Here is a 23,234-nt window from a genome sequence, read left to right as displayed (position 1 = left end):
CAATCACCGGATTTTTACGGTTTATATTCTGCTTAAATATCTTTACTTTTGAAAAAATTATAGCTGAACCGAATGGTGGCCGCCCGAATGATTTACACCTATGAAAAATTTTAAAATTTTATTTATATTTCTTCTTTTTCTTATTGTGTCATGCAGCAGGAAAGAGAATCATCCCTACACATTTTATTACTGGAAAACCAAGCTAAAGCTTGATCATGAAGAGAAAAAAATATTGGACCAGGCTACCGTCCCTTATGTATACACCAGATTCTTTGATGTAGATAAAGTGAACGGAAAATTTCAGCCGGTGGCAGTGATTACCAGAGACAACAGTTTTCAGACAGATAAGCAGATTGTTCCTACGGTTTTCATTACCAATCAGACATTGCTGGGTATTTCTGCAGAAGAAATCCAATTTCTGGCAGAAAGCATTCATCTTTTAGTTCAGAAAAAGGCAGAAGAATATCATCTGAAAACAAATAATGAAATTCAGATCGACTGTGACTGGACAGCCGGAACACGGAATGATTATTTTAAATTTCTGAAAGAGCTCAAGAGAATTTCCGGGAAGACAATCACCTGCACACTTAGGCTTCATCAGGTAAAAGATAAAAAACAGACAGGAATTCCTCCTGTGGAAAAAGTATATCTGATGTGCTATTCCACTTCATCACCGCTGGAAAATTCTGATAAAAATTCTATTCTGGATGTTAATATTCTCACGAGTTACCTTTCGAAAATGGAAGACTACCCTATTAAAAAAATTGAAGTAGCACTTCCTATTTATTCCTGGGGGATTGTCACGAACCATCTGGGAAAACATAAACTGATCAATGCCCTATCCAAAAGAGATCTGGAAAACCCAAACTTCAAAAAGATATCCGATCATGAAATTGAGGTTCTGAAAGATGGGTTCTACTTTGGAAGTTACTTAAACAAAGGATTTAAAATAAAGGCAGAAGAAATATCCGGAGAACAACTTGACAAGGTCATTTCTTTTTTGGAGAAAAAAATACCACATTTTAATATTATTTATTATCAATTAGATAGTAAATTTGTGCCAGACCGGAAATTTTAAATCTCTCCAGAGATAGAGGCATACCATTGCCAGAACCAAACCATAAACTATTATAAAACTAAAAAAACACGACAAACCCTATGAAAAAGTATATTCTTTCACTTGCGGTTGTATCACTTTTCTATACTCAATCTGACGCCTGCGCATGGTCAGATCCTGATTATGATTATTTCAACCTTTTTACACAAAGCATTATCAGGGACAAAGCTTATCTCCCTTTTCTGCACAACTATTCAAGCAGGTTCTATGGAGGATACAACCCTTCATTGATTCCAGATGATAATGTGGACACATGGAAAAAATTTTTTAACAATCAGCTTAGTTACACCGAGACTCAGGATCTGGTGTATAAAATAAGCATGAATGATCTGAATACTTTAAAAAATGGAAACCCCACCCAGCCTCTTTTACAAAAGCTAGGTACCGGATTTTACCAGAAGTATAAGGAAGGCATTGATTATTTAATTGAGGCCAAATATCTGGAACCTTATATGAGCATCAATTATATTGAAAGTGAGAATTCATTTTACTATGACAGAGATGCCAACAGGAAGAATGCTACAGCTCTTGACTATCATAAAACCATTGCTGCCCTAACTTCTTTATATAATGCAGCAAGAAACCCTGAAATAAAACAACGCTACGGATATCAGCTGGTACGTCTGAATCATTATACCAGAAATTACGACTCCGCAGTACAGGCTTTCAAAACCTATGTCGCTCCAATTAAATTAAAAGGAACCGTGTATTTCATGTCTCTTGACCAACTCGCCGGAGCACAAAGAGGATTGGAAATGAACAGCGATGCCAACTGGAACTTCTTCCAGGTATTCATGAACAGCAAAGACCGCAAAGAATCAGCATTCGTTTCTATGAAGCTTTCTGACACAGCCTCTTTCAGCAATATCATGAAAAGGGCCAACACGAATGAAGAAAAGAATATGGCATATTTTCTTTTAGGGTATGAAGATTTTAATAATCCTATTCCCATCATGGAAAAGATGTACGAGATCAATCCTGATTCTGAGATCCTGAAGGTAATGGCCGCCAGAAGCATCAATGAGCTGGAGAGAAGCTATCTTCCTGTGTATTATTACACTTCTGATGCAGCAAACAATCCCTATGTACAAAGAGGCAAAGCCGATAATAATACACCTTCAAAAAATACCAAAGCTGCTGCCACCACAGAAGTAAAAGAAGAAAAACTTTCTTTCTGGCAAAAAATTGTAAGGTTCTTTAAAAACCTTTTCGGAGGTTCTAAATCTAAAGAATCTGCTGATGGAAGTAAAACAGATCAGAGTGATGATGAATTACTGGACAATCCAAACAGAATTCCGTTTTACACAACTTCAGGTTATGGATATGATGGTAAAATGAAAGACTACCTCGATGATCTTCAGAAGTTCACCGACAAAACCAAAGAAAAGTCTAAGGATGAATATTGGCAGATTGCAGATGCTTATCTGAAATTCCTTAAAAAAGACTATAAAGGAAGCACAGAAATCCTGAACGGTATTAAAACAGCCAATCCTGAGTACCTGGAAGAAATCAAAAGAATGAAGGTTCTCAATGATATCGTTTCCCAGCCAAGAATTGACGCAGCATATGAAGATCGTCTGATGAAAGATTATGCCGAATATTTTGTAGAGAAAAAAGTAGAAAAGGACACTGTTGCTACAGATAATTTTGATTATTATGGAGAAGCTCCTTCTACTGCAGATTTCCTTAAGGATGTGCTGGCAAACCGCTATTTCCTTCAGGGAGAAGACGGCAAATCATTCCTGATGAATAATAAGCTTTCGGATCTTCAATACAATCCAAATTCCGGTCTGGTAAAAAGTGTGGAAGCGTTTTACAGAAAACCTGATAAAACACAGTTTGAACAGCAGATTATCGCCAAAAACATGGACAGCGTAGGTAACATAGATGCGTTCTTCAATACAATTTACGGTGACAGAGCGATGAGACTTGCTGATTTTGAAAAGGCAAAATCTTATTATGAAAAAGCTAAAAGCTTTGCCGGTATACCAAGACAAAATTATGAGTGGACAGAAAAGAATGGCCAAACCATAACAGCCAAACAATATACCCCTGCCGAATATGACGGATTTAAAAATATTTCCCATCTTGTATTTGGTCATAATGTATGGGAAAGTTTTGGAAGTCCTGATACCGAAAGTATGAAAGCGGAAAATTATACCGATTTCCCTTTCATCAAAACAAGCATGGATAAACTTCAACTGGCAGATGCACTGATTCAGCTTAAGAAGATTGGAGCCGGAACCGGTGAAAAAGCAGCAAAAGCCAACCAGCTTATCGGAAACTTATTGTACAATACTTCTATTTTAGGATATTACCGCCAGCTGTTTGTAATGGATATCGACAACAGCAACGGAGGTAAATACGATTTCTGGAACACAGATAGAAAGAACCCTTATAAGTATTATTATAAAAACTTCCTGGATACTTCTTATATTGAACCTGATAATTTTGATCTGTCCATCAACTATTACCAAAAGGCACTTAAGCTTTCAAACAACAAGGAAGAAAAAGCAAGAATCCTATTCCAGATGGCGAGTGCTGAGCAAGGTAAATATTACCAGTATGAAGCGAAAGCGCCAAAAGATTTTGATTATTCTGATCCGAAATGGTCCGAAAAAGAAGAGGCCCGCCAAAAAGAAATGGACAATCTTAAAAATCAAAAATACAGAACCTATTTTGCCCAGCTGAAAGCTCAGTATTCCGATACTGAAACCACGAAGAACTTAATGGGTAGCTGCAGTTATTTCAATTATTTCATGAGATAATCATGTTAAAATAAGTTACAAAAAAAAGGAATCAATTCGATTCCTTTTTTTGTTCCTGTTTATTCATCCATTCATCATGCTTTCGTTTGAAGAACTCATATTTGTAATCCTGATTTCTCTGTGCTGCGTCTATAGAATGGGAGGTATGGATATCAGCATCTTTTTTAGCCAGCTGGGCAAGCCTTTCATAATAGCAGTGGAGCTGATCCAATTCCGCTTCTGTAAGATCTTCAATATCTACAATCCTGTTACTGGCTTTTTCGTGGGCGGCTATCATTTCATTCAGCTTGATCTGTATTGCTTTCGAATCTTTGTTTTGAGCTTTCTGAATCAGGAATACCATCAGAAAAGTAATGATGGTGGTTCCGGTGTTGATGACCAGCTGCCAGGTTTCAGAATAGTTAAAAAAAGGACCGGTAACCGCCCACACCACTACTATCAGGAAAGCTCCTATAAATGCATGGGGACTACCGGTAAATCTTACCGCCCAGTTTGAAAATTTTTCAAAAAAATGATTTCCTTGGTGACTCATATCTCTGGTTTTAGATAATAAATGTATAAAAAATTAATCTGACTTGCGAAAAATAAAATCAATTACAGGAATTTAAAGACTGACATGAGATGAGGAATTCTCCACTTATTCGGTAAAAAAAACATTAAGACAGAGCTTCTGCCTTAATGTTCCTGAATTAAAGTTAATATGAATGTTTGAGATTATGTTATTGGGTTCGTCCTGAGAAACGATTTTCCAGCTCTTTCTTTTCTTCTGCGATCATACTCTTTCCGATTTGAACAGGTGAAAAAGCTTTTGGATAAAATGGAGTATTCCAATGATCCTTCCAGGGAGAAATGTTGCCCCAAGAATATATGCTTGTAGGTTTATTGTAATGTTTTTCAATATTTTCTCTGGCTGTTTTCAGTTCCTCTTCAGACAAATGTTCTTCTGAACATGAAGCAATACCCGCACCGGCAATTAATGATAAGAATATTATTTTTATGTTTTTCATACTTGTTTATCTGATTAAAATTTATAGTTTACCTGTACAGCAAAGTTTCTGGGCTGGATCTGGTCTATGTATCCTCCTCTGAAATAAGAGCTGTATCCTACGCTGTCAAAAATATTATTAAAGAACACTCTTAGTCCCATTCCATTTTTCAAAGAATATCCTACCTGGGCATCTACGGTTGTGTATTCCGGCATATCAAAAGGCTGATCTCCCGGTTTTACACTGTTGATGTGGCCTGCTGTGAATGTTTTCTGGGTCCACTCGTCAACCGGGCGCTGTCCCACATAATAAATTCCTGCTCCTATATCTAATCGGTCTAACAGACCTTTGTTAAATTTGTAATTCAGCCATGCATTCGCTGTATGTTTGGGAGCATTCATTGGTCTTGAGCCATTGATATACGCCGGGCTGTCCTGATACTGCGCATCAAGGTATGCCCATCCTGACATCACCTGAAGATTTGGTAAAATTCTTCCTATCAGCTCTACCTCCAGTCCTTTTCTTCTTAAGTTACCAGCTAATCCGTAAAGGATATTTTTATCGGCATCTCTGACCGGGTTATAGTTGGCATCCAGAATCTGGAATGAAAGATTATCGGTATTAATATCAAACCAGGTAACATTAAATCTCAAACGTTCATTAAACCAGTCTGACTTGATTCCTGCTTCCCATTGTTTTGTATGTGATGGTCCTACCAACCCACCAGCCTGAAGAATATTGTTGGAAGATCTCAATGAAGTTGTTGTTGTATATGATCCGAAAACATTAATATTTTCAATTGGAGAAATGATTAACCCGAAATTAGGGTTCCATGTATCTACCGATTCATTGGCAGAGCCATTCAGTCTGCTGTATCTGATTCCCAAATGTGCTTTTACATATTTACCGATTGACATTACATCCTGAGCCATTGCTCCGATACTTGGAGTCAATACCGTATTGGAACGTCCCAGGCTTTTATAAATAACATTTACCGGAAGTGCATTGGGAATAGATCCGTTGACTACGTCAAATGTATCAAGGGGATTGGCGGCATATTTCACACCATCAATCTCTGTAGGTCTTGCAGTAATTAAGTTTCCTGCAGCAATAGAGTTTTTATATGCTTCATAAGTTACAGCAGATGTTTCTGTTTCTCTCCAGTCGAATCCCACCTGGAAGGTATGGTTGATGATTCCTGTTTTTACATTCTCACCAATGAAATCCAACTGTAGAACTCTGTTGATATCTAATGATTCGGATTTACCAATAGTACGTTGTCTGATGTTATAATCTGTACCTCCGGCCGGCAATGAGATTGATGAAGCTTCGTTATCTGAGTTGGTCACAGAGTTCACGAAAGCAGCTCTCACTTTAAGCTTATTAGTAAGCTGACGGATAGCAGTGGTGGCAAAATTGTAGGTTTCCGTTTTGGCATAATCTGAGGTATACCCCAGGAACTTACCTTTTGGCATATGATATAACGCTTCTACATTTCCAGGTGCCAGGTTAATAGTTCCTCTATCGGGGGTTCTTTTGTCATGCAAATAATCCATCTCTACATTGATGTATGTTTTATCATCCGGACGGAAAGCGACTGATGGATTCACATAAATCCTTTCTCCTTTTACATGGCTTCTGAATGAATTGTTGTTCTGGTAAGCTCCATTGAACCTTACGGCTACTTTGCCCTGAGAGTCCAAAACCCGCTGGAAATCTACTGTAGGCCTGTAAAAATCCCAGCTTCCGTAACGGAATCCTACATTCGTCTGATCAATAAACTGAGGTCTCTTGGTTACAACATTGATAACTCCACCTGCAGATCCCAAACCATTTCCGATCCCCTGACTTACTGCAGCAGAACCTTTGATTACCTGAATACTTTCTACTCCCTGCATATCGGTCATCATTCCCGCAGTACGGAAATCAGAATCCATCTGTACTCCGTTCTTCAGTACAGGAACTCCACGATATCCTCTGATCGACATACTCTCACTTCCGCCTCCATAGCTCGAGAATAGCGTCACTCCCGGAACGTTTTTGGCAACATCAGTGACAGTAAGTGCTCCTAATTCTTCAATTGCTTTATGGGAGATGACAGAAATACTCTGAATCTGATCTCTGGTTTTCAACGGCAATCTGGTAATTGCCTCCAGCCCCTGCGGCTGTTTTTTTCTTTCACCAAAGACTTCTATTTCTTCAATTTTCTTGTGTTTAACTGAATCATTTACTTTCTGTGCATTGGCCAGAACCCCACCTAATAATAGCAGAGAAAAGGATACTACTTTATTCATCTGATAATTTTTTGCAAAATTATTATTTTTATTAATTCTAAATAAATAAAACAAAGTGACATATGTCACCCTGAAAAGAGCTATTAATATCAGATCATTAATCTTTCTCAAGGACTCTTTAAAATCCCTAAGCGCATTTATCCTATCCTTAAAAGTAATATTCCCTGGACCTTTTATGATTAAAAGAAATACAATTGAAAAAAAGCAGATTTCTACTGGTAAAGCCATCCTCTTCTAACAGGAGTTTAACCTGCTGCCGGAAAGAAATAAGCATAAAAAAATCCGTCCCTAAAAGGAACGGATTGTATAATCATTGCAAAGTATGCATTTATCACACTTTAATTTCAACGTCTACACCTGAAGGAAGTTCTAATTTCATTAGAGCATCAACAGTTTTAGAAGAAGAAGAGTAGATATCCATTAGTCTCTTGTGAGCTGAAAGTTGGAACTGCTCTCTTGCTTTCTTGTTTACGTGCGGAGATCTCAACACTGTGAAGATTCTCTTATTCGTTGGTAATGGAATAGGACCGTTTACAACAGCACCAGTAGCCTTTACCGTTTTTACGATTTTCTCAGCAGACTTGTCTACCAAGTTATAATCGTAAGATTTTAGTTTTATTCTGATTCTTTGTGACATTTCTTTAATTTAAAAATTAACCTTTTGCTTTAGCTATGATTTCTTCAGCAACGTTTTGTGGAGTAGCCTGGTACTTCTCTAATTCCATAGAAGAAGTAGCTCTTCCTGATGAAAGTGTTCTTAGAGTAGTAACATATCCAAACATTTCAGAAAGTGGAACAGAACCTTTGATTACAACAGCTCCATTTTTCTCTTCCTGACCACTGATAGTACCTCTTCTCTTGTTAAGGTCACCAATGATATTACCCATATATTCTTCCGGAGTTACAACTTCCAGTTTCATAATAGGCTCCATAATTACTGGCTTAGCAGCACGTCCCGCTTCTTTAAATCCTAATTTAGCAGCCATTTCAAATGAAAGAGCATCAGAATCCACCGCGTGGAAAGATCCATCTTTAAGAACCACTTTAATACCTTCAACTTCGAAACCAGCCAAAGGACCGTTCTTCATTGCAGCTTTAAAGCCTTTTTCAATTGCAGGAACAAATTCTCTAGGAACGTTACCACCTTTGATCTCATTGATGAATTCTAAACCAACTTTACCTTCGTCTGCAGGTCCTAGTTCAAATACAATATCAGCAAATTTACCTTTACCACCAGATTGTTTTTTGTAAACTTCTCTGTGTTGAGCAACTTTTGTTAAGTTTTCTTTGTATTCTACCTGAGGCTGTCCCTGGTTTACTTCAACCTTGAACTCTCTCTTCATACGGTCAACAATGATATCTAAGTGAAGCTCACCCATACCAGAGATAATCGTTTGTCCAGAAGCTTCGTCAGTTCTAACAGTAAACGTTGGATCTTCTTCAGCCAATTTAGCTAGAGCGTTACCCATTTTATCCTGGTCAGCTTTAGTTTTAGGCTCAACAGCGATACCAATTACCGGATCAGGGAAAACCATAGATTCAAGAATGATCGGGTTTTTCTCATCACACATTGTATCACCAGTTTTGATAGATTTGAATCCTACTGCTGCACCAATATCACCAGCTTCAATATATTCTACCGGGTTTTGCTTGTTAGCGTGCATCTGATAGATTCTTGAGATTCTTTCTTTATCTCCTGAACGGGTGTTCAAGATATAAGAACCGGCATCCAGTCTTCCAGAGTAAGCTCTGAAGAATGCTAATCTTCCCACGAACGGGTCAGTAGCAATCTTAAATGCTAAAGCTGCAAAAGGCTCATCTACAGATGGCTTTCTTGTAATTTCAGCATCTGTTCTTGGATCAGTACCTTTGATATCATCTTTATCCAATGGAGAAGGAAGGTATTTACATACCGCATCCAGCATAAACTGTACTCCTTTATTCTTGAATGAAGAACCACAAGTCATTGGAATAATAGATAAATCGATAGTAGCAGCTCTCAATGCAGCATTGATTTCTTCTTCTGTAATTGAATCCGGATCTTCGAAGAATTTCTCCATCAAAGTTTCGTCATACTCAGAAACAGCTTCTACTAGTTTCTCTCTATATTCAAGAACTTCATCTTTCATATCTTCAGGAATTGGCACTACTTCGAAAGTAGCTCCTTGTCCTGCTTCATCCCAGATGATCGCTCTGTTTTTAATTAAGTCAACAACACCTTTGAAATCTTCTTCAGCACCGATTGGTAAAACGATTGGAACGGCGTTAGATCCTAACATATCTTTAACCTGGTTTACCACGTTAAGGAAGTCAGCCCCTTGTCTGTCCATTTTGTTTACAAATCCCATTCTAGCCACTTTGTAGTTGTCAGCAAGTCTCCAGTTTGTTTCAGACTGAGGCTCTACTCCATCTACTGCAGAGAATAAGAATACCAATCCATCCAATACTCTCAAAGATCTGTTTACTTCTACTGTGAAGTCAACGTGTCCCGGTGTATCGATGATGTTGAAGTGGTAAGGCTTAGTTTCAGCAACAGGTTTTCCTTGATCTGTTGGAAAGTTCCAAGAACAAGTGGTAGCTGCAGAAGTAATAGTAATACCTCTTTCTGCTTCCTGCTCCATCCAGTCCATTGTAGAAGCACCATCGTGAACTTCTCCAATTTTGTGGTTTACCCCTGTATAGAATAGAATCCTTTCTGTAGTGGTAGTCTTACCTGCATCAATGTGAGCAGCGATACCAATATTTCTTGTAAATTTAAGATCTCTTCCCATTTCAGATTAGAATTTGAAGTGTGAGAAAGCTTTGTTAGCTTCCGCCATTTTGTGAGTATCAGATTTCTTTTTGAAAGCAGCACCTTCTTCTCTTGAAGCAGCTACAACTTCGTTAGCTAATTTCAAAGCCATAGACTTATCATTTCTAGCTTTAGAATATTTGATTAACCATTTCATTGCCATAGAAATTTTTCTGTCAGCTCTGATTGGCATAGGGATCTGGAAGTTAGCTCCACCTACTCTTCTAGAACGTACTTCTACGTGAGGCATTACATTTGTAAGTGCATCTTTCCAGATTTCAAGTGCAGTTTTTTCAGTTTCCCCTTTTTTAGTTTCTACGATCTCTAATGCATCATAGAAAATTTTGAATGCGATTGACTTCTTACCGTCAAGCATTAAGTTGTTTACGAATCTCGTTACCAATTGATCATTAAATTTCGGATCTGGTAACAACGGTCTTTTTTTCGCTTTTGTCTTTCTCATTGCTTTTGTACCTTATTTAATGATTATTTTTTCTTTCCTTTTGCAGGAGCAGCAGCTGCTTGTCCTGGTTTAGGTCTCTTAGCTCCGTACTTAGATCTTCTCTGAGTTCTTCCATTTACACCAGCTGTGTCTAAAGCACCTCTTACGATGTGGTAACGTACTCCCGGTAGGTCTTTCACCCTTCCGCCTCTAACCAATACTATCGAGTGCTCTTGAAGATTATGTCCTTCGCCCGGGATATAGGCATTCACTTCTTTACCGTTAGAAAGTCTTACCCTTGCTACTTTTCTAAGTGCAGAGTTAGGTTTCTTAGGTGTAGTAGTATATACTCTCGTACATACACCACGTCTTTGTGGACAAGAATCAAGGGCAGCCGATTTGCTCTTCTTGGCAAGCGTGGCTCTTCCTTTTCTTACTAATTGTTGAATAGTAGGCATTTAATTGCTTTTTATTTTAGGGTGCAAAAATAAGAATATTTTTTTAATCTGCAAATACTTATATAAAAATTAAAATCAAATACTTACATCAAAAATAGCAGACATTTCAATATGACCATCAGAGAAGCATAATATACATGCGGAAAGAAACAGGAAATATCTGCTTTTCAATGATAAAAAAAGAAGTATTAATTAATTATGAAATTTACAGCCTTAAGATAAATAAGCTTTTCAGTTCAACGCAATCCGAAAATCTAATCCGATACATCCAAACTATTTTTAAAAACTTTCTTATAGTTACCATCTATTAACAATCAGCCCTAGTCGGCACGATATTTCGTAAATTTGAGCTATACAAAATGATAAACTTATTGGTCCCACTACAATCTTCACAGTTTTTACTCCGCTGAAGATGGTAATTGAATTTTAACCTTAAATAATTAAATATATACATATGAAGAACGCTAGTATTATTGGCCTTAATGAAGCCGACTGCAAAAAAATTTCTGAAAAGCTAAATGTACTGTTGGCCAACTATTCTGTTTTTTATCAGAATACAAGAGGTTCTCACTGGAATATCAAAGGAGAGCAGTTTTTTACCCTTCACCCGAAGTTTGAAGAACTGTATAACAGCCTTGTATTAAAGATTGATGAAATTGCAGAAAGAATCCTTACGTTAGGAGCAACTCCGGCACACAACTATTCAGATTATTTAAAAGTAGCTACTATTAAAGAAAGTAAAGAAGTTACAGATGGCACAAAAAGTGTTGAGCAGATCCTAAATTCATTCAAAGTAGTGATTGATCTGCAGAGAGAACTTTTAGATATTACGGATGAGGCAGGAGATGAGGGTACAAATTCGCAAATGAGTGACTATATTACCGAGCAGGAGAAAGAAGTATGGATGTACAATTCTTATCTTGGAAAATAAGCTCCATCAAAAGCATGGAAATATTTCAAAAAAATCGCCTTACATTTAGGCGATTTTATTTTTTATTTTTATATTTGCGTTAAAATTACACATATTATGAGCGACGTGAGACTAAACTCTATCCTGGATAATGATTTCTATAAAATAACCATGCAGAATGCTGTGGTAAAACTATTCCCAAGTTCTATTGTAAAGTATGAATTTATCAACAGGGGAAAGCACCATTTTCCGGAAGGATTTGACGTTGCTTTAAGAGAAGCTGTGAATAAAATGGCTGAACTTAAACTTACGAAAGATGAAAAAAAGTTCATGGCAAGAACATGTCCCTATATTGATCTGCCCTACCTTGATTTTTTAGAAGGCTATCATTACGATCCGTCTGAAGTGAAAATCCACCAGGAAGGCGGCGACCTTTCCGTTATTGTAGAAGGACTTTGGTACAGAACGATTCTCTGGGAGGTTCCGCTGCTTGCATTGATCAGTGAGCTGCATTATGAAATGAACCACATGGAAAGAGATTCCAATAAAGTGGTAATGAGCAAAACGATAGAAAAGGCAGACTCATTAGGAAGACTTGGAGTAACATTTGCAGAATTTGGAACCAGGAGAAGACATTCTTATAAGGTACAAAACCTGGTGATGGAAGCTTTAACGCAGAAAAAAGAGTCTACATTTATCGGAAGTTCAAATGTTCATTTTGCCATGAAGTATGGGGTAAAGCCCATCGGAACGCATGCTCATGAATGGTTTATGTTCCATGCTGCCGAATATGGATTCAAAATGGCGAATGAAATGGCACTGGAACATTGGGTAGATGTTTACAGAGGCGACCTTGGAGTAGCTTTATCTGATACGTATACTACTGATGTTTTCTTCCAGCAGTTTGATAAAAAATTTGCAAAACTTTTTGATGGTGTACGCCATGACAGTGGTGATGCTTTAGAGTTTGCCGATAAAACAATTGCCCACTATCAAAAGAACGGCATTAATCCTATGTTTAAGTACATTATTTTTTCTGATGCTTTAAATCTTGAAAAAGTAGAAGAAATTACCAATTACTGCAGAGGAAAAATTGGTATTTCATTCGGAATAGGAACCAATCTTACAAATGATGTAGGAGTAAAACCAATGAATATTGTAATGAAATTAATTGGTGTACAGGCTCCAAACAAAGAATGGATTCCTACGGTAAAATTATCCGATGAGCATGGTAAATATACCGGAGATCCAAAGATGATCGAACTGGCGAAAGAATTTTTAAGAATAAAGGATTAAATTAGATTTTAGATATCAGACGTCAGATTTTAGATATCAGACGTCAGATTTTAGATATCAGACGTCAGATTTCAGATATCTGACTGATATAAATAATAAAGTAACTATGAAATTAAAAATTTATTTATTCCTCACTCTTTTAGTGCCCATTTTATCCTTTGCACAGGAGCAAAAAGCAGAAAAAGCTAAATACAATCAGAAGCTGGCAGATTCTTTAGGAGCTGATAAATACGGAATGAAGCCTTATATGATTGTCATGCTGACAACAGGTTCCGTTACCATCGAAGACAAAGTCAAAATGGGCGAAATCATGAAAGGGCACATGACCAATATCGGTAAACTGGCGAATGAAGGCAAAATTGTCGCAGCCGGCCCTTTCCTTGAAAAGAATAAAGAAAACTACCGTGGCATGTTTATTTTTAATACCCAATCTAAAGAAGAAGCTGAGCAATGGTAAAAACAGACCCTGCAGTTCGGGCCGGCGTTTTCAGCTATGAAATTCTCCCTTGGTATGGTTCAGCAGCGCTGCCATTATATTTAAAATATCATGACGGGATTTCGAAAGAAAATCCTTAGTCACCTAACCCCTACCTGTCCAACTGTAAAAGTGATAATTTTAAACAAAAAGAATAAAACATTCAAAGTAATTCAAATTAAATTCAAAAAAAATAAAATTAACTCATTTGTTAAATATGAATATTGTTTTCTATTTGCCTTTATAATAAAATAGTATTATATTCGGTGAAAACTTTTATCATATGAAAAAATTACTATTCTTGAGTTTCACAGCGCTCTCTATAATGGGCAGCGCTCAGATTTTAGTCACGGAAAGTTTTGAGAACGGAACTTATCCAGGTTTTACAATTACAGGCGGATATACCGGAACTCCTACAACCTATATTGTAGGGAATTGTGACGGCGCAATATCCATAGGTGCTGAATCATATGGCTCCAGTACTGCCAACAGAACTATAAACCTGTTATACACCAAACCGGCAAGTGTAACAGCCAATGGAAAAAAAATTGATATTTCCTTTTCATATTCAACACTTGCTTATGACACTTCCAGTTTAATCGGAGGCAGTATTAACGTTGAATACTCTACAGACGGTGGTACCACATATACACCCGTTAGTACTCCTATTACATTAACTGCGGCAGCCCAAACCTGTGCATCATATACAGGTACAATTCCTGAAAGTGCCAATGTAAACGGAAATTTTATGCTCCGCATTCAGACGGTAGGTACTACGGGAACTACTTATGATTTTTACAGCTTTATAGATAATGTAAAAATTAAACAGGAGGTTACGGCAATACCTGCATGTACCACTATAAGTGCTCCCGTAAGTGGTGCAACCGGAGCATCCGTGCGTCAGCAGATTTCCTGGGCAGCAACAGCCGGAGCAGAATCCTATAAAATTAAGGTAGGTACTACCTCAGGCGCCTCTAATGTCTATAGCGGAACCACATTTAACACATTCTATACTCCTACAGCATCTACTGCTTTTCCTCAAAACACAACGTTATATACAACCGTTACTCCTACAAATGTTCTGGGTGATGCCACAGGATGTCCGGAAATTTCATTCACAACCGGTGCTAATCCTTTTGCTCCTTATTGTGGTCCTCTTCTTGCTAAACTTGGTGTATACCCGATATCCAATGTCGTTTTCAGTGATATGACCAATGCCTCCAGCGCTACTGCAAATACAGGTGACGGCCAGGAAAACTTCACCAATAAAATAGCAAGTGTTGTAAGAGGAACTTCTTATCCAATAACTATGACAGGAACTTCAGTAGGAACAACCAACCGATTTGGATTTACTGTATTCATAGACTGGAATCAAAACGGAAGTTTTGCCGATGCTGGTGAATCTTACTTTGTTACTTCCGATTTTGCGGGAGGTACCGGTACGCCTTTAACCGTTAATAAAACTATCGCTGTTCCCGCTACCGCCGCTTTAGGAAACACCAGAATGAGAATTAAATATCATTTTAACAGCTCAACAACTTCTGTAAGAACAGAATTATCTAATCCATGTGCGGACCTTAACCAAGGCCAGGCAGAAGATTACACCATAAGCGTTCAGGATGTACTTTCTACATCAGATATAAACCTAAGTAAGAAAGCTGACGTCTCTATTTATCCTAATCCATTTAAAGATGTATTGAGAATTTCTGATACAAAAGGCGTAAAATCTATTATGGTAAGTGATATTTCGGGCAGACAGATAAAAACCCTTAGTCCAAGCAACGAACTGAATCTTTCTGAACTGAATTCAGGATTATACCTGATCAACCTTCAAATGGAAGATGGAACTGTAAAAGCGATAAAAGCGATTAAAAAGTAGTTTCTTAGAAAATTTATAATAATAAAAGGGTTATCTCATTTCCTGAGATAGCCCTTTTTACTTTTGGTCCCATGCCTGCCAATGAAGAACCCTTATATAAATGTTATTTAAATTAATTCCTATTTTTCAGATTAACCAGCTTGTCTTTGTCAGATTATTTATAGCATCATAAAGAAAAATATATCTTGTTCCAATGAATTAATTTGATTACTTTAGCGTATAAGCAACTCAACTTACACAACTCATTGTAAGCAAGTTACCAAAACCAATACCATAATTAAAAATTAAACTCATGAAAAAAATGAATTTTACAAAACTGAAGAGAACGGAACTGAAAGATGTATTCGGAGGAACACTGTATCCGGCAGAATGCCCCGGAGGATGTCATGGCGAAGCAATGATCAGATGTCCTGACGGTACCACTACGATGACGAATTTTATATGCATGGGAGGAACCTGCCAACCGGCAGCCATGTGCAAACCATTGGTTCTTGAACCTTTTCCTGATCCGGTTATCATTACCCCATAATCTGAATGAATAAAAAAAGTGAGCTTCCCCGCTCACTTTTTTAGTATCTCTAAAACTATTGAAAAATGGAAAAGCAATATAAGATGTTAGAATCTACAAAAAACGTTTAACAAAAAGGCCGGGATCTTCCTCACGGATCCCGGCCTACAATGAACAAAATAAAAGAAACTATATTGCGTCCTTATGCTTTTTGCGATAGGCATAATGGAAAATAATGGGCAGTACCGTAAATGACAGCAGCATACAGATAATCAATCCTCCTACAATCATAATGGCTAATGGTTTCTGAATTTCGGAACCCATTCCGTTTGACATCGCTGCAGGAAGAAGTCCCATAGATCCCATTAAGGCAATCATGACAACCGGGCGGATTCTGCTTTTGACTCCCAGAGAAATAGATTCTTTGAGCGACATTCTGTTTTGCAGATTCTCTTTCATTACGCCAATCAGGACGATACCATCAATGGTTGCCACTCCGAAAAGGATAATGAAACCGATTCCCGCTGAAATTCCGAAAATGGTTCCGGTAAACCAAAGGGATAAAAATCCTCCGATAAACGCAAACGCCAGTGTGATAGAAGAAATCAGTGTATCTTTTATGTTTCCGAAATTGAAATACAAGAGCATCAGAATAAGCACTAAAGAAATCGGTACAACCATTGCCAGCTGTTTTGCGGCTCTTTCTTTACTTTCAAATTCTCCGGCCCACGTCATTTTATGGTTTTTCGGAAGCTTTACTTCTTTATCTACTTTCGCTTTGGCTTCTTTTATGGTACTTCCAAGGTCACGTCCTTCGATATTAAATCCAACTCCGATGTATCTGCTGTTTCCTTCACGGTAAATAAATGATGGTCCCGTGTGATAATCAATGGTTGCAATTTCTTTCAGCGGAACTTTTTTATTATCCTGAGTCGGGATGAGAATATTCCCCATCTTTTCGGGTGTATCTCTGTATTGTTTTTCAAACCTGAGCATTACGTCAAACATTCGTTCTTCTTCGTAAAATTTGGTTGCAGCCTGCCCTCCGATTGTCATTTCAATAACTGCCTGGGCATCTGCTGTGGAAACACCATATTTTGCCATTTTAGAATCATGAAGCTGTATTCTTAATTCCGGAAGTCCTATATTTTTGAAAACATTCACATCTGATATTCCGGGAACTGTTCTTATGGAATTGGCTACCTTATTGGCATAATTTTCAAGTTCGAAAAGATCATTACCAAAAATTTTAATGACCAGCGGAGCTTTTACTCCGGCTACATATTCCTCCACATTATCCTGTATCGGCTGGCTGAATCCAAAGTTGATACCCGGAAATCGCTCAAGGGAAACCCTCATTTCTTCAAGAAGTTCTTCTTTGGATATTTTTTTCTTCCATTCATTTTCCGGCTTCAGCTGGATATTAAATTCGATATTAAAAAATCCGGTGGGATCGGTTCCGTCATTCGGACGGCCTGTCTGGGTCATGACAAATTTAACTTCATCATATTTCATGAGAATTTCCTTCATTTCTTTTGTTAACCGTACAGATTCATCCAGATTGACGCTGTTTGGAAGGGTTGCTCTTACGTAGATGGCGCCTTCGTTCAATTTTGGTAAAAATTCAGATCCGTAATTGGAAAATCTCCATCCACAAACGGCAAGCAAGGCAACGAAACCAATAATAAATCCTTTTTTGTGACGGTCGCTGAATTCGTAAATTCTATAAATATTGACTCTGAAGAATCTTGAAATAAAGTTTTCTTTTTCTTCAATATTTTTTGTCAACAAAAGTTTACACATGGCAGGAACGTAAGTCAGGCTTAAGATCAATGATCCTAATAATGCATATCCCAACGTAAATGCCAATGGAGAGAACATTTTCCCTTCTACTTTCTGGAAAGAGAAAATCGGCATCAGGGCAACGATCAGAATTAACAAAGCAAAGAAAATATAGCTTGCCACACTTCCCGCGCTTTTCTTGATGATTCCCAGTTTTGAAATCTTATTGAACCTCCGTACTCCTATCGCCCTGGCTTTAAGTTCGAGGGCAACAAAGACGTGTTCGACAATCACCAGCGTTCCTTCCAGGAGTAGTCCGAAATCCAATGCTCCCATGGAAATCAGGTTAGCCGGCAATCCCTGAATTTTAAGCATAATAATGGCAAACAGGAAAGCCAAAGGAATAACTGATGCTACAATAAAAGTGGTTCTCCAGTTGTAAAGGAATATAAATACAATGATAGAAACGAGAATGACTCCCTCAATAAGATTTTTGGAAACGGTATGAACGGTAGTATTCACAAGTTCAGTACGGTCGATGATCGGAACAATCTGCACATCACCTGGAAGTTCTCCCCCGTTCAGCTGCTCGATTCTGTCTTTAAGTTTTGCAATGACTTCACTTGGGTTTTCACCACGAAGCATGATCACAATTCCTTCTACAACATCATTTTCTTTGTTGTATCCTACCTGTCCTAATCTTGGTTTCGCAGAAACTTTTACTTCCGCTACATGTTTCACCAGAATAGGGGTAGAACCTTTTACCTCAATCTGAATATTCTCAATATCATCTTTTTTCTCTAAAAGACCAATCCCCCTCACTACATAAGCCTGATCACCTTTTGCCACTACATCTCCTCCTACATTGATATTACTCTTCGAAACCGCTTCATACACATCCAGGGGGGAAAGGTCATAATTGTGTAGTTCCGTAGGATTAATTTTTATTTCATATGTTTTTTCTTCTCCACCAAAGCTCACCACATCCGCTACACCGGGAACGGCAAGCAATTCTCTTTCCACAACCCAATCCTGGATAGCAGTCACTTCTTTAATGGGAAGCTTACTTTTGATAATGTATCTGTAAATTTCACCTGTAGCACCGGACGGAGGCTCAATGCTGTATTCTGCTCCTCCGGGAAGATCTACATTTCCGAGTTTGTTGGAAGCATACTGCTGTGCATAAAAATCATTCACATGATCATCAAAAATCACGGTAACCACAGACAATCCGAATAAGGAAATAGAACGCACCGACGTTTTGTTCGGGATAGCATTCATTTCTTTGGAAATAGGCAATGTGACAAATTTCTCTATTTCCTCAGCACTTCTTCCCGGCCATTGGGTAATCACCCTGACTCTGGTATTGGTAACATCCGGAAATGCTTCAATAGGAGTATGCATATAGGAATAGATTCCTCCGGCCAGCAAAAGGAAAGTTCCCAAAAGAACGATCAATGAGTTTTTTAGTGAGAAGGAAACTATATTCTGTACAAATTTTCGCATTACTTCGTGGAATTATTTAATTGGTTTTTCAGGTTTTCATAGATCAGCAGTCCGTTGGAAGCAATGACATTTTCACCTTGTTTTAAATTGCCTTCTACATAAATATATTGGCTGTTGGAAGCAATCTCCGTTACCGGTCTGATCTCAAGCTCACAGTCTTTTTTATACACGACGACATAGCTTTGGTTGTTATCAAAGATCAGCGCCTTTGCAGGAATAGCCAATGCAGATTTGTTTTGTGCATTAACCGGCAATACAACATCTGCAGACATTCCGGGCCTTAGCTTCATTCCATTATTATCCATAATGATTTTGGCTTTGAGCACTCTTTCATTTTCATTAAAAACCTGGGAAATAGTATTGATCTTACCTGGAAAACTGTCATCCGGATAAGCAAGTGTTTTTACCACTACCGGCTGATCTGCATAAACATGTCTCATATTGGTAGCATATACATTGGCCATAACCCATACTTTATCCAGATTGGAAATGGTAAACAGCTGGTCTCCGCCTGCCGTAACAGGCATTCCTTTGGAAATATTCTTTGAAATAACATATCCGTCTGCCGGAGCTTTTATCTGAATGGTATTTCCCCCTGCCGAATACAGCTGCATATTTTTCTGCGTTTTGGAAAAATTGGATTGCAGTATGGCCACTTCAGAACGAGCTTCCTGCAAATCTTTCTGAGAAGCAATATCATCTTTATACATCGCTTCAACGGAGGACAATTTTCTCTTTGCCACTGCTAGCTGAGCCTGTAAGGTTTGGGTATCATCCTGCATTTCGTTGACCGCGGTACTCTTTACGCTTGCCAGCGTCTGTCCTTTCTTCACGTAATCACCAAGAGAGAAATAGGTATCAATTACCACTCCGTCCACAAGACTTACAAAGGGAACCGTTTTGTCCGAATTGCTTTCCACTTCTCCCGTAAGGGTAATGCTTTCTTCTATGGGAAGCATTTCGGCTTTGGCCAGTTTAATATCTTTTTTAAGTTCTTTGCTGATGCAATAGCTTTTTTCAGCTTCTTTATTTTCTGCTTTTCCGGCACAGCCTGTAAAGATGATGAGGGCAGACAGGTAAGCCGCAGCAACGTATTTAGTAATATTTTTGTTCATATCTTATAAATCTTGTCCTACAACATACTGCAGGTTTTCGTAGTATTGATTAAGTTCTTTTTTAGTATCCAGGATGATCATTTTATTTCCGATGTAGGTATCCAGAAAGTCCATGTACTCCAGCATGCTGATATTTCTTAGCCTGAAATTTTTCTCGTGGCTTACCAGCAAACCATCCAGTGTAGATTCATAGCTTTCATCAATTTCTTCAGAAACCTGCTGTGTTCTGATATAGTTTCTGAAAACCGAGACAATTTCGTTCTCCGATTTCAACATGTTTTTGCGGGTTTCAAGCTTGCTTTTCTCAATCCCGAGCTTAGCCTCCTGAATATTTCCTTTGTTACGGTCGAAAATGGGAAGATCCATAGAAACTCCTAATCCTATAAAGTCTTTCATGATATTTCCACCACGGTCGTACCCTATGGAAACAGCAACATCGGGAGTTTTCATAGCATTTTGAATTTCCAGATTTTTGGCGGCGCGTTTTTCATTATTTTTTGAGATCATGATATCCGGACGGTTTTCTTTTGCCTTTTCTATCCATTGCGTTACTTCCAGATCTGAAAGTTGTTTTTCAGGCATCACAAATGAATCTGATATCACCAGATAAGATTGAGAAGGCAGCATCAATAATGCTTTAAGCTCTACCTGCTGCTCTTCAATTTCCTGTTTTAATGAAACCAGCTTCTTTTTGAATTCAATTTCCTGTGCTTTTAAGCGGACATACTCAGCTTTACTGATGTTTCCAAGGTTTAATTGATTATTGTAGGATTTTGTTAATTTCTCAATGGAAGCGATCTGTCCCTGATAAATTTTCTGCTGTTCCTGATTGTAAAGAATCTCAGTAATGGTATTTCGGAGCGTCTTCTTAAGTTCACGCAAAACTTCCTGCAGTTCGTATTTCTCACCTTCCACTTCTATTTTCTGCAGTTCAATATTTTTCCTTCTCTTGCCAGCAGTCTGAATCACCTGCTCTATCTCCGCAGAAATCTGGGTGCTTTTCCCCCAGTTTCCTATGAGTGCCGGCTGTTCTTCAATATCATAGGTTCTCCATAAATTGACTTCGCTGATACTTAATGTAGGATTGGGCCAGTATTTAGCCTGAACAGCTCTTGCTTCGGCTTGTGAAATTTCAAGCTTCTGCGCGATAAGGTCAAGATTTTTGGCCAGAAAAATAGTTTCAGCTTCCTTTCTGCCGATTTTCATAGTGTCTGAAATCTGTGCTGAAAAGAAACTGAAACAATGAATATAAAATAGTGTAAAAAATAGCTTCTTCAAAGTGTCTTATTTTAAGACCACAAAGCTATTTGTCTAATATTAGAAGGAATTGTAAAGAAAATTAAAATTCGGTTAGTTCAACATTAGAGTTTGATTAGAACTTTTTTTATTCCTGAGAATTGTGTTCGAATTAAGATGTTTTGCCTGCTCCTATTGAATATTTTAATCTCCCACAGATTTCACGGATGACACAGATTTTTTAAGATTTAAAATGAATCTAAAATCATCAATTTGCGAGATCTGGGAAATCTGTGGGAGAAAAAATCAAGAATTAACAGGAAATTCAAGGAGAACGCTTGTACCTACGTTCACAATAGAATCAATTTTCATCACGATACGATGATGATCAAAAATACTTTTTGAAAGCGATAAACCAATTCCGCTGCCTTTTACAGCATCTACATTTTTTCCTCTGTAGAAAGTCTCTGATATTTTCATAAGGTCTTCCGACGGAATTCCTCTCCCTTCATCTCTGACTTCAATATTCAGCTGACTGTTCTTTTCTGATAATGTGATCACCACAGGTTTGTCATAGGAATATTTGATGGCATTTTCTACAATATTGTATAATGCCAGGTATAGCAGTGTTTCGTTTCCAGGGAATTCCAGCAAAGCGGGTTTTGTTACCTGAAGCTGTATCTTAATAGATGAATGGTTTTCTTTTGCCTTGGGTTCTAATTTTTCATAAATCTTCCAGATCAGCTCATCTACTCTCATTTGCTTATGGGAAGATTCAAGTTTTGTCATTCCGGACATCAGCAAAAGATTGTTGAGAATATTTTCTATCTCGTATACATTTTCCAATGACTCTTTAGCCACTTGCCTGTATTCTTCCGGAGTACGGTCTTTTTGGGCAAAGACTTCCAGATTTCCGGAGATGGCTGCCAGCGGTGTTTTAAATTCATGGGAAACATAATTGATAAAGTTCTGCTGTAAGAGTACATTTTCAGAAATTCTGCCCAGCAGTTTATTGTAGGATTTTATAAGGTCTTCAACTTCATCATTGGTATTGGTAGGCGTTATGATTGCCGTAGAAATAGTATTATATTCCACTTTATTGATCCGTTCCACAACATTGGAAATGGGTTTATAAACCACCTTTGAAAGATATCTGCTCAGAAAATAAATTGCAAGCAATCCAATTAACAATACGGAAAGCATGATAATTGCCAGCCTCAGGATCTGTGACTGAAAAGAATCATTTGAAGATTTCACAAAAACCACAAAATCACCCTGATTGTCCGGATAAAAAATCCCATAGTAGAATTGATTATCAGACATAAACTGTATTGCTTTATTATTCCGCACCACCTGCAAATGGGAAAGCTTTATATTCTTATCATTCAGGTTATGCCCAAAAGTCACTTCATTATTCTGGTTATAGACTGCAACCCTGTTATTCTGAATCAAGTGATTATATTCTTTTTTGATCTGAGCATGGCGGTCTTTCGGAAGTTCATCTTTTTCGAGATAGTAAATGGCAGAAATTAGCGCTGTATTTCTCAGCTTTTCAAAATAAAAAATCTTGGTACTGTCATAATAGGCAAAGAATATCACCGCAGATGTGATGATAGAAACAATGCCAAACGAAAGGCTTGATATAAGGGTAAACCTGTTTCTGAGCGTCAT

19 protein-coding genes are annotated in these 23,234 nt (G+C 37.8%); 8 read left to right on the top strand and 11 right to left on the bottom strand.

The features are described from left to right. Nucleotides 1-100 precede the first annotated feature (100 nt). Together ACP3T3_RS16815 and ACP3T3_RS16810 are read left to right on the top strand one after the other, a co-directional pair. Nucleotides 101-1,078 (top strand): hypothetical protein, encoded by a 978-nt coding sequence (locus ACP3T3_RS16815; RefSeq protein ID WP_426476958.1) that lies wholly within the window; start codon nt 101-103, stop codon nt 1,076-1,078. An 80-nt stretch (nt 1,079-1,158) separates the two neighbouring features. After that, nucleotides 1,159-3,885 carry a hypothetical protein gene (locus ACP3T3_RS16810; RefSeq protein WP_426476957.1) on the top strand — a complete coding sequence of 909 codons (2,727 nt, stop codon included), beginning with the start codon at nt 1,159-1,161 and terminating at the stop codon, nt 3,883-3,885. A 31-nt stretch (nt 3,886-3,916) separates the two neighbouring features. Here ACP3T3_RS16810 and ACP3T3_RS16805 read toward each other — a convergent pair whose 3' ends face one another. The 7 genes from ACP3T3_RS16805 to rpsL all read right to left on the bottom strand — a co-directional run bounded on the left by ACP3T3_RS16805 (nt 3,917) and on the right by rpsL (nt 10,856). Further along, nucleotides 3,917-4,417 carry a low affinity iron permease family protein gene (locus tag ACP3T3_RS16805; protein WP_426476956.1) on the bottom strand — a complete coding sequence of 167 codons (501 nt, stop codon included), beginning with the start codon at nt 4,415-4,417 and terminating at the stop codon, nt 3,917-3,919. A gap of 187 nt (nt 4,418-4,604) precedes the next feature. Further along, a complete protein-coding gene (locus tag ACP3T3_RS16800; RefSeq protein ID WP_426476955.1) occupies nt 4,605-4,892 on the bottom strand; it encodes a hypothetical protein in 288 nt (95 codons plus the stop codon). 14 nt (nt 4,893-4,906) lie between these two features. After that, a complete protein-coding gene (locus ACP3T3_RS16795; protein WP_426476954.1) occupies nt 4,907-7,165 on the bottom strand; it encodes a TonB-dependent siderophore receptor in 2,259 nt (752 codons plus the stop codon). Nucleotides 7,166-7,496: 331 nt separating this feature from the next. Next, the gene (rpsJ, locus tag ACP3T3_RS16790) at nt 7,497-7,802 is read right to left on the bottom strand and encodes a 30S ribosomal protein S10 (RefSeq protein WP_002661363.1); all 306 of its coding nucleotides are present in this window, start codon (nt 7,800-7,802) and stop codon (nt 7,497-7,499) included. Between the two features lie 16 nt (nt 7,803-7,818). Then, the gene (gene fusA / locus ACP3T3_RS16785) at nt 7,819-9,936 is read right to left on the bottom strand and encodes an elongation factor G (protein WP_426476953.1); all 2,118 of its coding nucleotides are present in this window, start codon (nt 9,934-9,936) and stop codon (nt 7,819-7,821) included. 6 nt (nt 9,937-9,942) lie between these two features. Next, on the bottom strand, nt 9,943-10,419 hold the full coding sequence (gene rpsG, locus ACP3T3_RS16780) for a 30S ribosomal protein S7 (protein WP_426476952.1): 477 nt from the start codon (nt 10,417-10,419) through the stop codon (nt 9,943-9,945). A 23-nt stretch (nt 10,420-10,442) separates the two neighbouring features. Further along, on the bottom strand, nt 10,443-10,856 hold the full coding sequence (gene rpsL / locus ACP3T3_RS16775; RefSeq protein WP_002983146.1) for a 30S ribosomal protein S12: 414 nt from the start codon (nt 10,854-10,856) through the stop codon (nt 10,443-10,445). A gap of 454 nt (nt 10,857-11,310) precedes the next feature. Between rpsL and ACP3T3_RS16770 the strand changes: the two genes are divergently transcribed. From ACP3T3_RS16770 to ACP3T3_RS16745, 6 genes are all read left to right on the top strand, one after another. Then, entirely contained in the window at nt 11,311-11,787 is a 477-nt protein-coding gene (locus ACP3T3_RS16770) for a Dps family protein (RefSeq protein ID WP_426476951.1), read from the top strand. A 96-nt stretch (nt 11,788-11,883) separates the two neighbouring features. Further along, on the top strand, nt 11,884-13,062 hold the full coding sequence (pncB, locus tag ACP3T3_RS16765; RefSeq protein WP_426476950.1) for a nicotinate phosphoribosyltransferase: 1,179 nt from the start codon (nt 11,884-11,886) through the stop codon (nt 13,060-13,062). 106 nt (nt 13,063-13,168) lie between these two features. Continuing rightward, nucleotides 13,169-13,519 carry a YciI family protein gene (locus tag ACP3T3_RS16760; protein WP_426476949.1) on the top strand — a complete coding sequence of 117 codons (351 nt, stop codon included), beginning with the start codon at nt 13,169-13,171 and terminating at the stop codon, nt 13,517-13,519. Further along, nucleotides 13,513-13,638 carry a hypothetical protein gene (locus tag ACP3T3_RS16755; RefSeq protein ID WP_426476948.1) on the top strand — a complete coding sequence of 42 codons (126 nt, stop codon included), beginning with the start codon at nt 13,513-13,515 and terminating at the stop codon, nt 13,636-13,638. The genes ACP3T3_RS16760 and ACP3T3_RS16755 overlap by 7 nt, the downstream gene beginning before the upstream one ends. Before the next feature lie 182 nt (nt 13,639-13,820). Beyond that, on the top strand, nt 13,821-15,416 hold the full coding sequence (locus ACP3T3_RS16750) for a GEVED domain-containing protein (RefSeq protein WP_426476947.1): 1,596 nt from the start codon (nt 13,821-13,823) through the stop codon (nt 15,414-15,416). A gap of 292 nt (nt 15,417-15,708) precedes the next feature. Further along, complete coding sequence (locus ACP3T3_RS16745; RefSeq protein ID WP_426476946.1) at nt 15,709-15,945, top strand: hypothetical protein; 237 nt, start codon at nt 15,709-15,711, stop codon at nt 15,943-15,945. Nucleotides 15,946-16,113: 168 nt separating this feature from the next. Here the strand turns inward: ACP3T3_RS16745 and ACP3T3_RS16740 are convergent, their stop codons facing one another. From ACP3T3_RS16740 to ACP3T3_RS16725, 4 genes are all read right to left on the bottom strand, one after another. Further along, nucleotides 16,114-19,212, bottom strand: coding sequence for an efflux RND transporter permease subunit (locus ACP3T3_RS16740; RefSeq protein WP_426476945.1), 3,099 nt, complete (start codon nt 19,210-19,212; stop codon nt 16,114-16,116). Continuing rightward, nucleotides 19,212-20,327, bottom strand: a complete 1,116-nt coding sequence (locus tag ACP3T3_RS16735; RefSeq protein WP_426476944.1) for an efflux RND transporter periplasmic adaptor subunit — start codon at nt 20,325-20,327, stop codon at nt 19,212-19,214. Before ACP3T3_RS16735 ends, ACP3T3_RS16740 begins: the two co-directional genes overlap by 1 nt. A 3-nt stretch (nt 20,328-20,330) precedes the next feature. Further along, nucleotides 20,331-21,533 (bottom strand): TolC family protein, encoded by a 1,203-nt coding sequence (locus tag ACP3T3_RS16730; protein WP_426476943.1) that lies wholly within the window; start codon nt 21,531-21,533, stop codon nt 20,331-20,333. A gap of 336 nt (nt 21,534-21,869) precedes the next feature. Next, complete coding sequence (locus ACP3T3_RS16725; protein ID WP_426476942.1) at nt 21,870-23,234, bottom strand: ATP-binding protein; 1,365 nt, start codon at nt 23,232-23,234, stop codon at nt 21,870-21,872.

Origin of the sequence: Chryseobacterium sp. CBSDS_008 (assembly GCF_049959325.1) — a bacterium.
In the GTDB taxonomy this organism is placed as follows: domain Bacteria; phylum Bacteroidota; class Bacteroidia; order Flavobacteriales; family Weeksellaceae; genus Chryseobacterium.
This window is presented reverse-complemented; position numbering and strand designations above follow the sequence as displayed.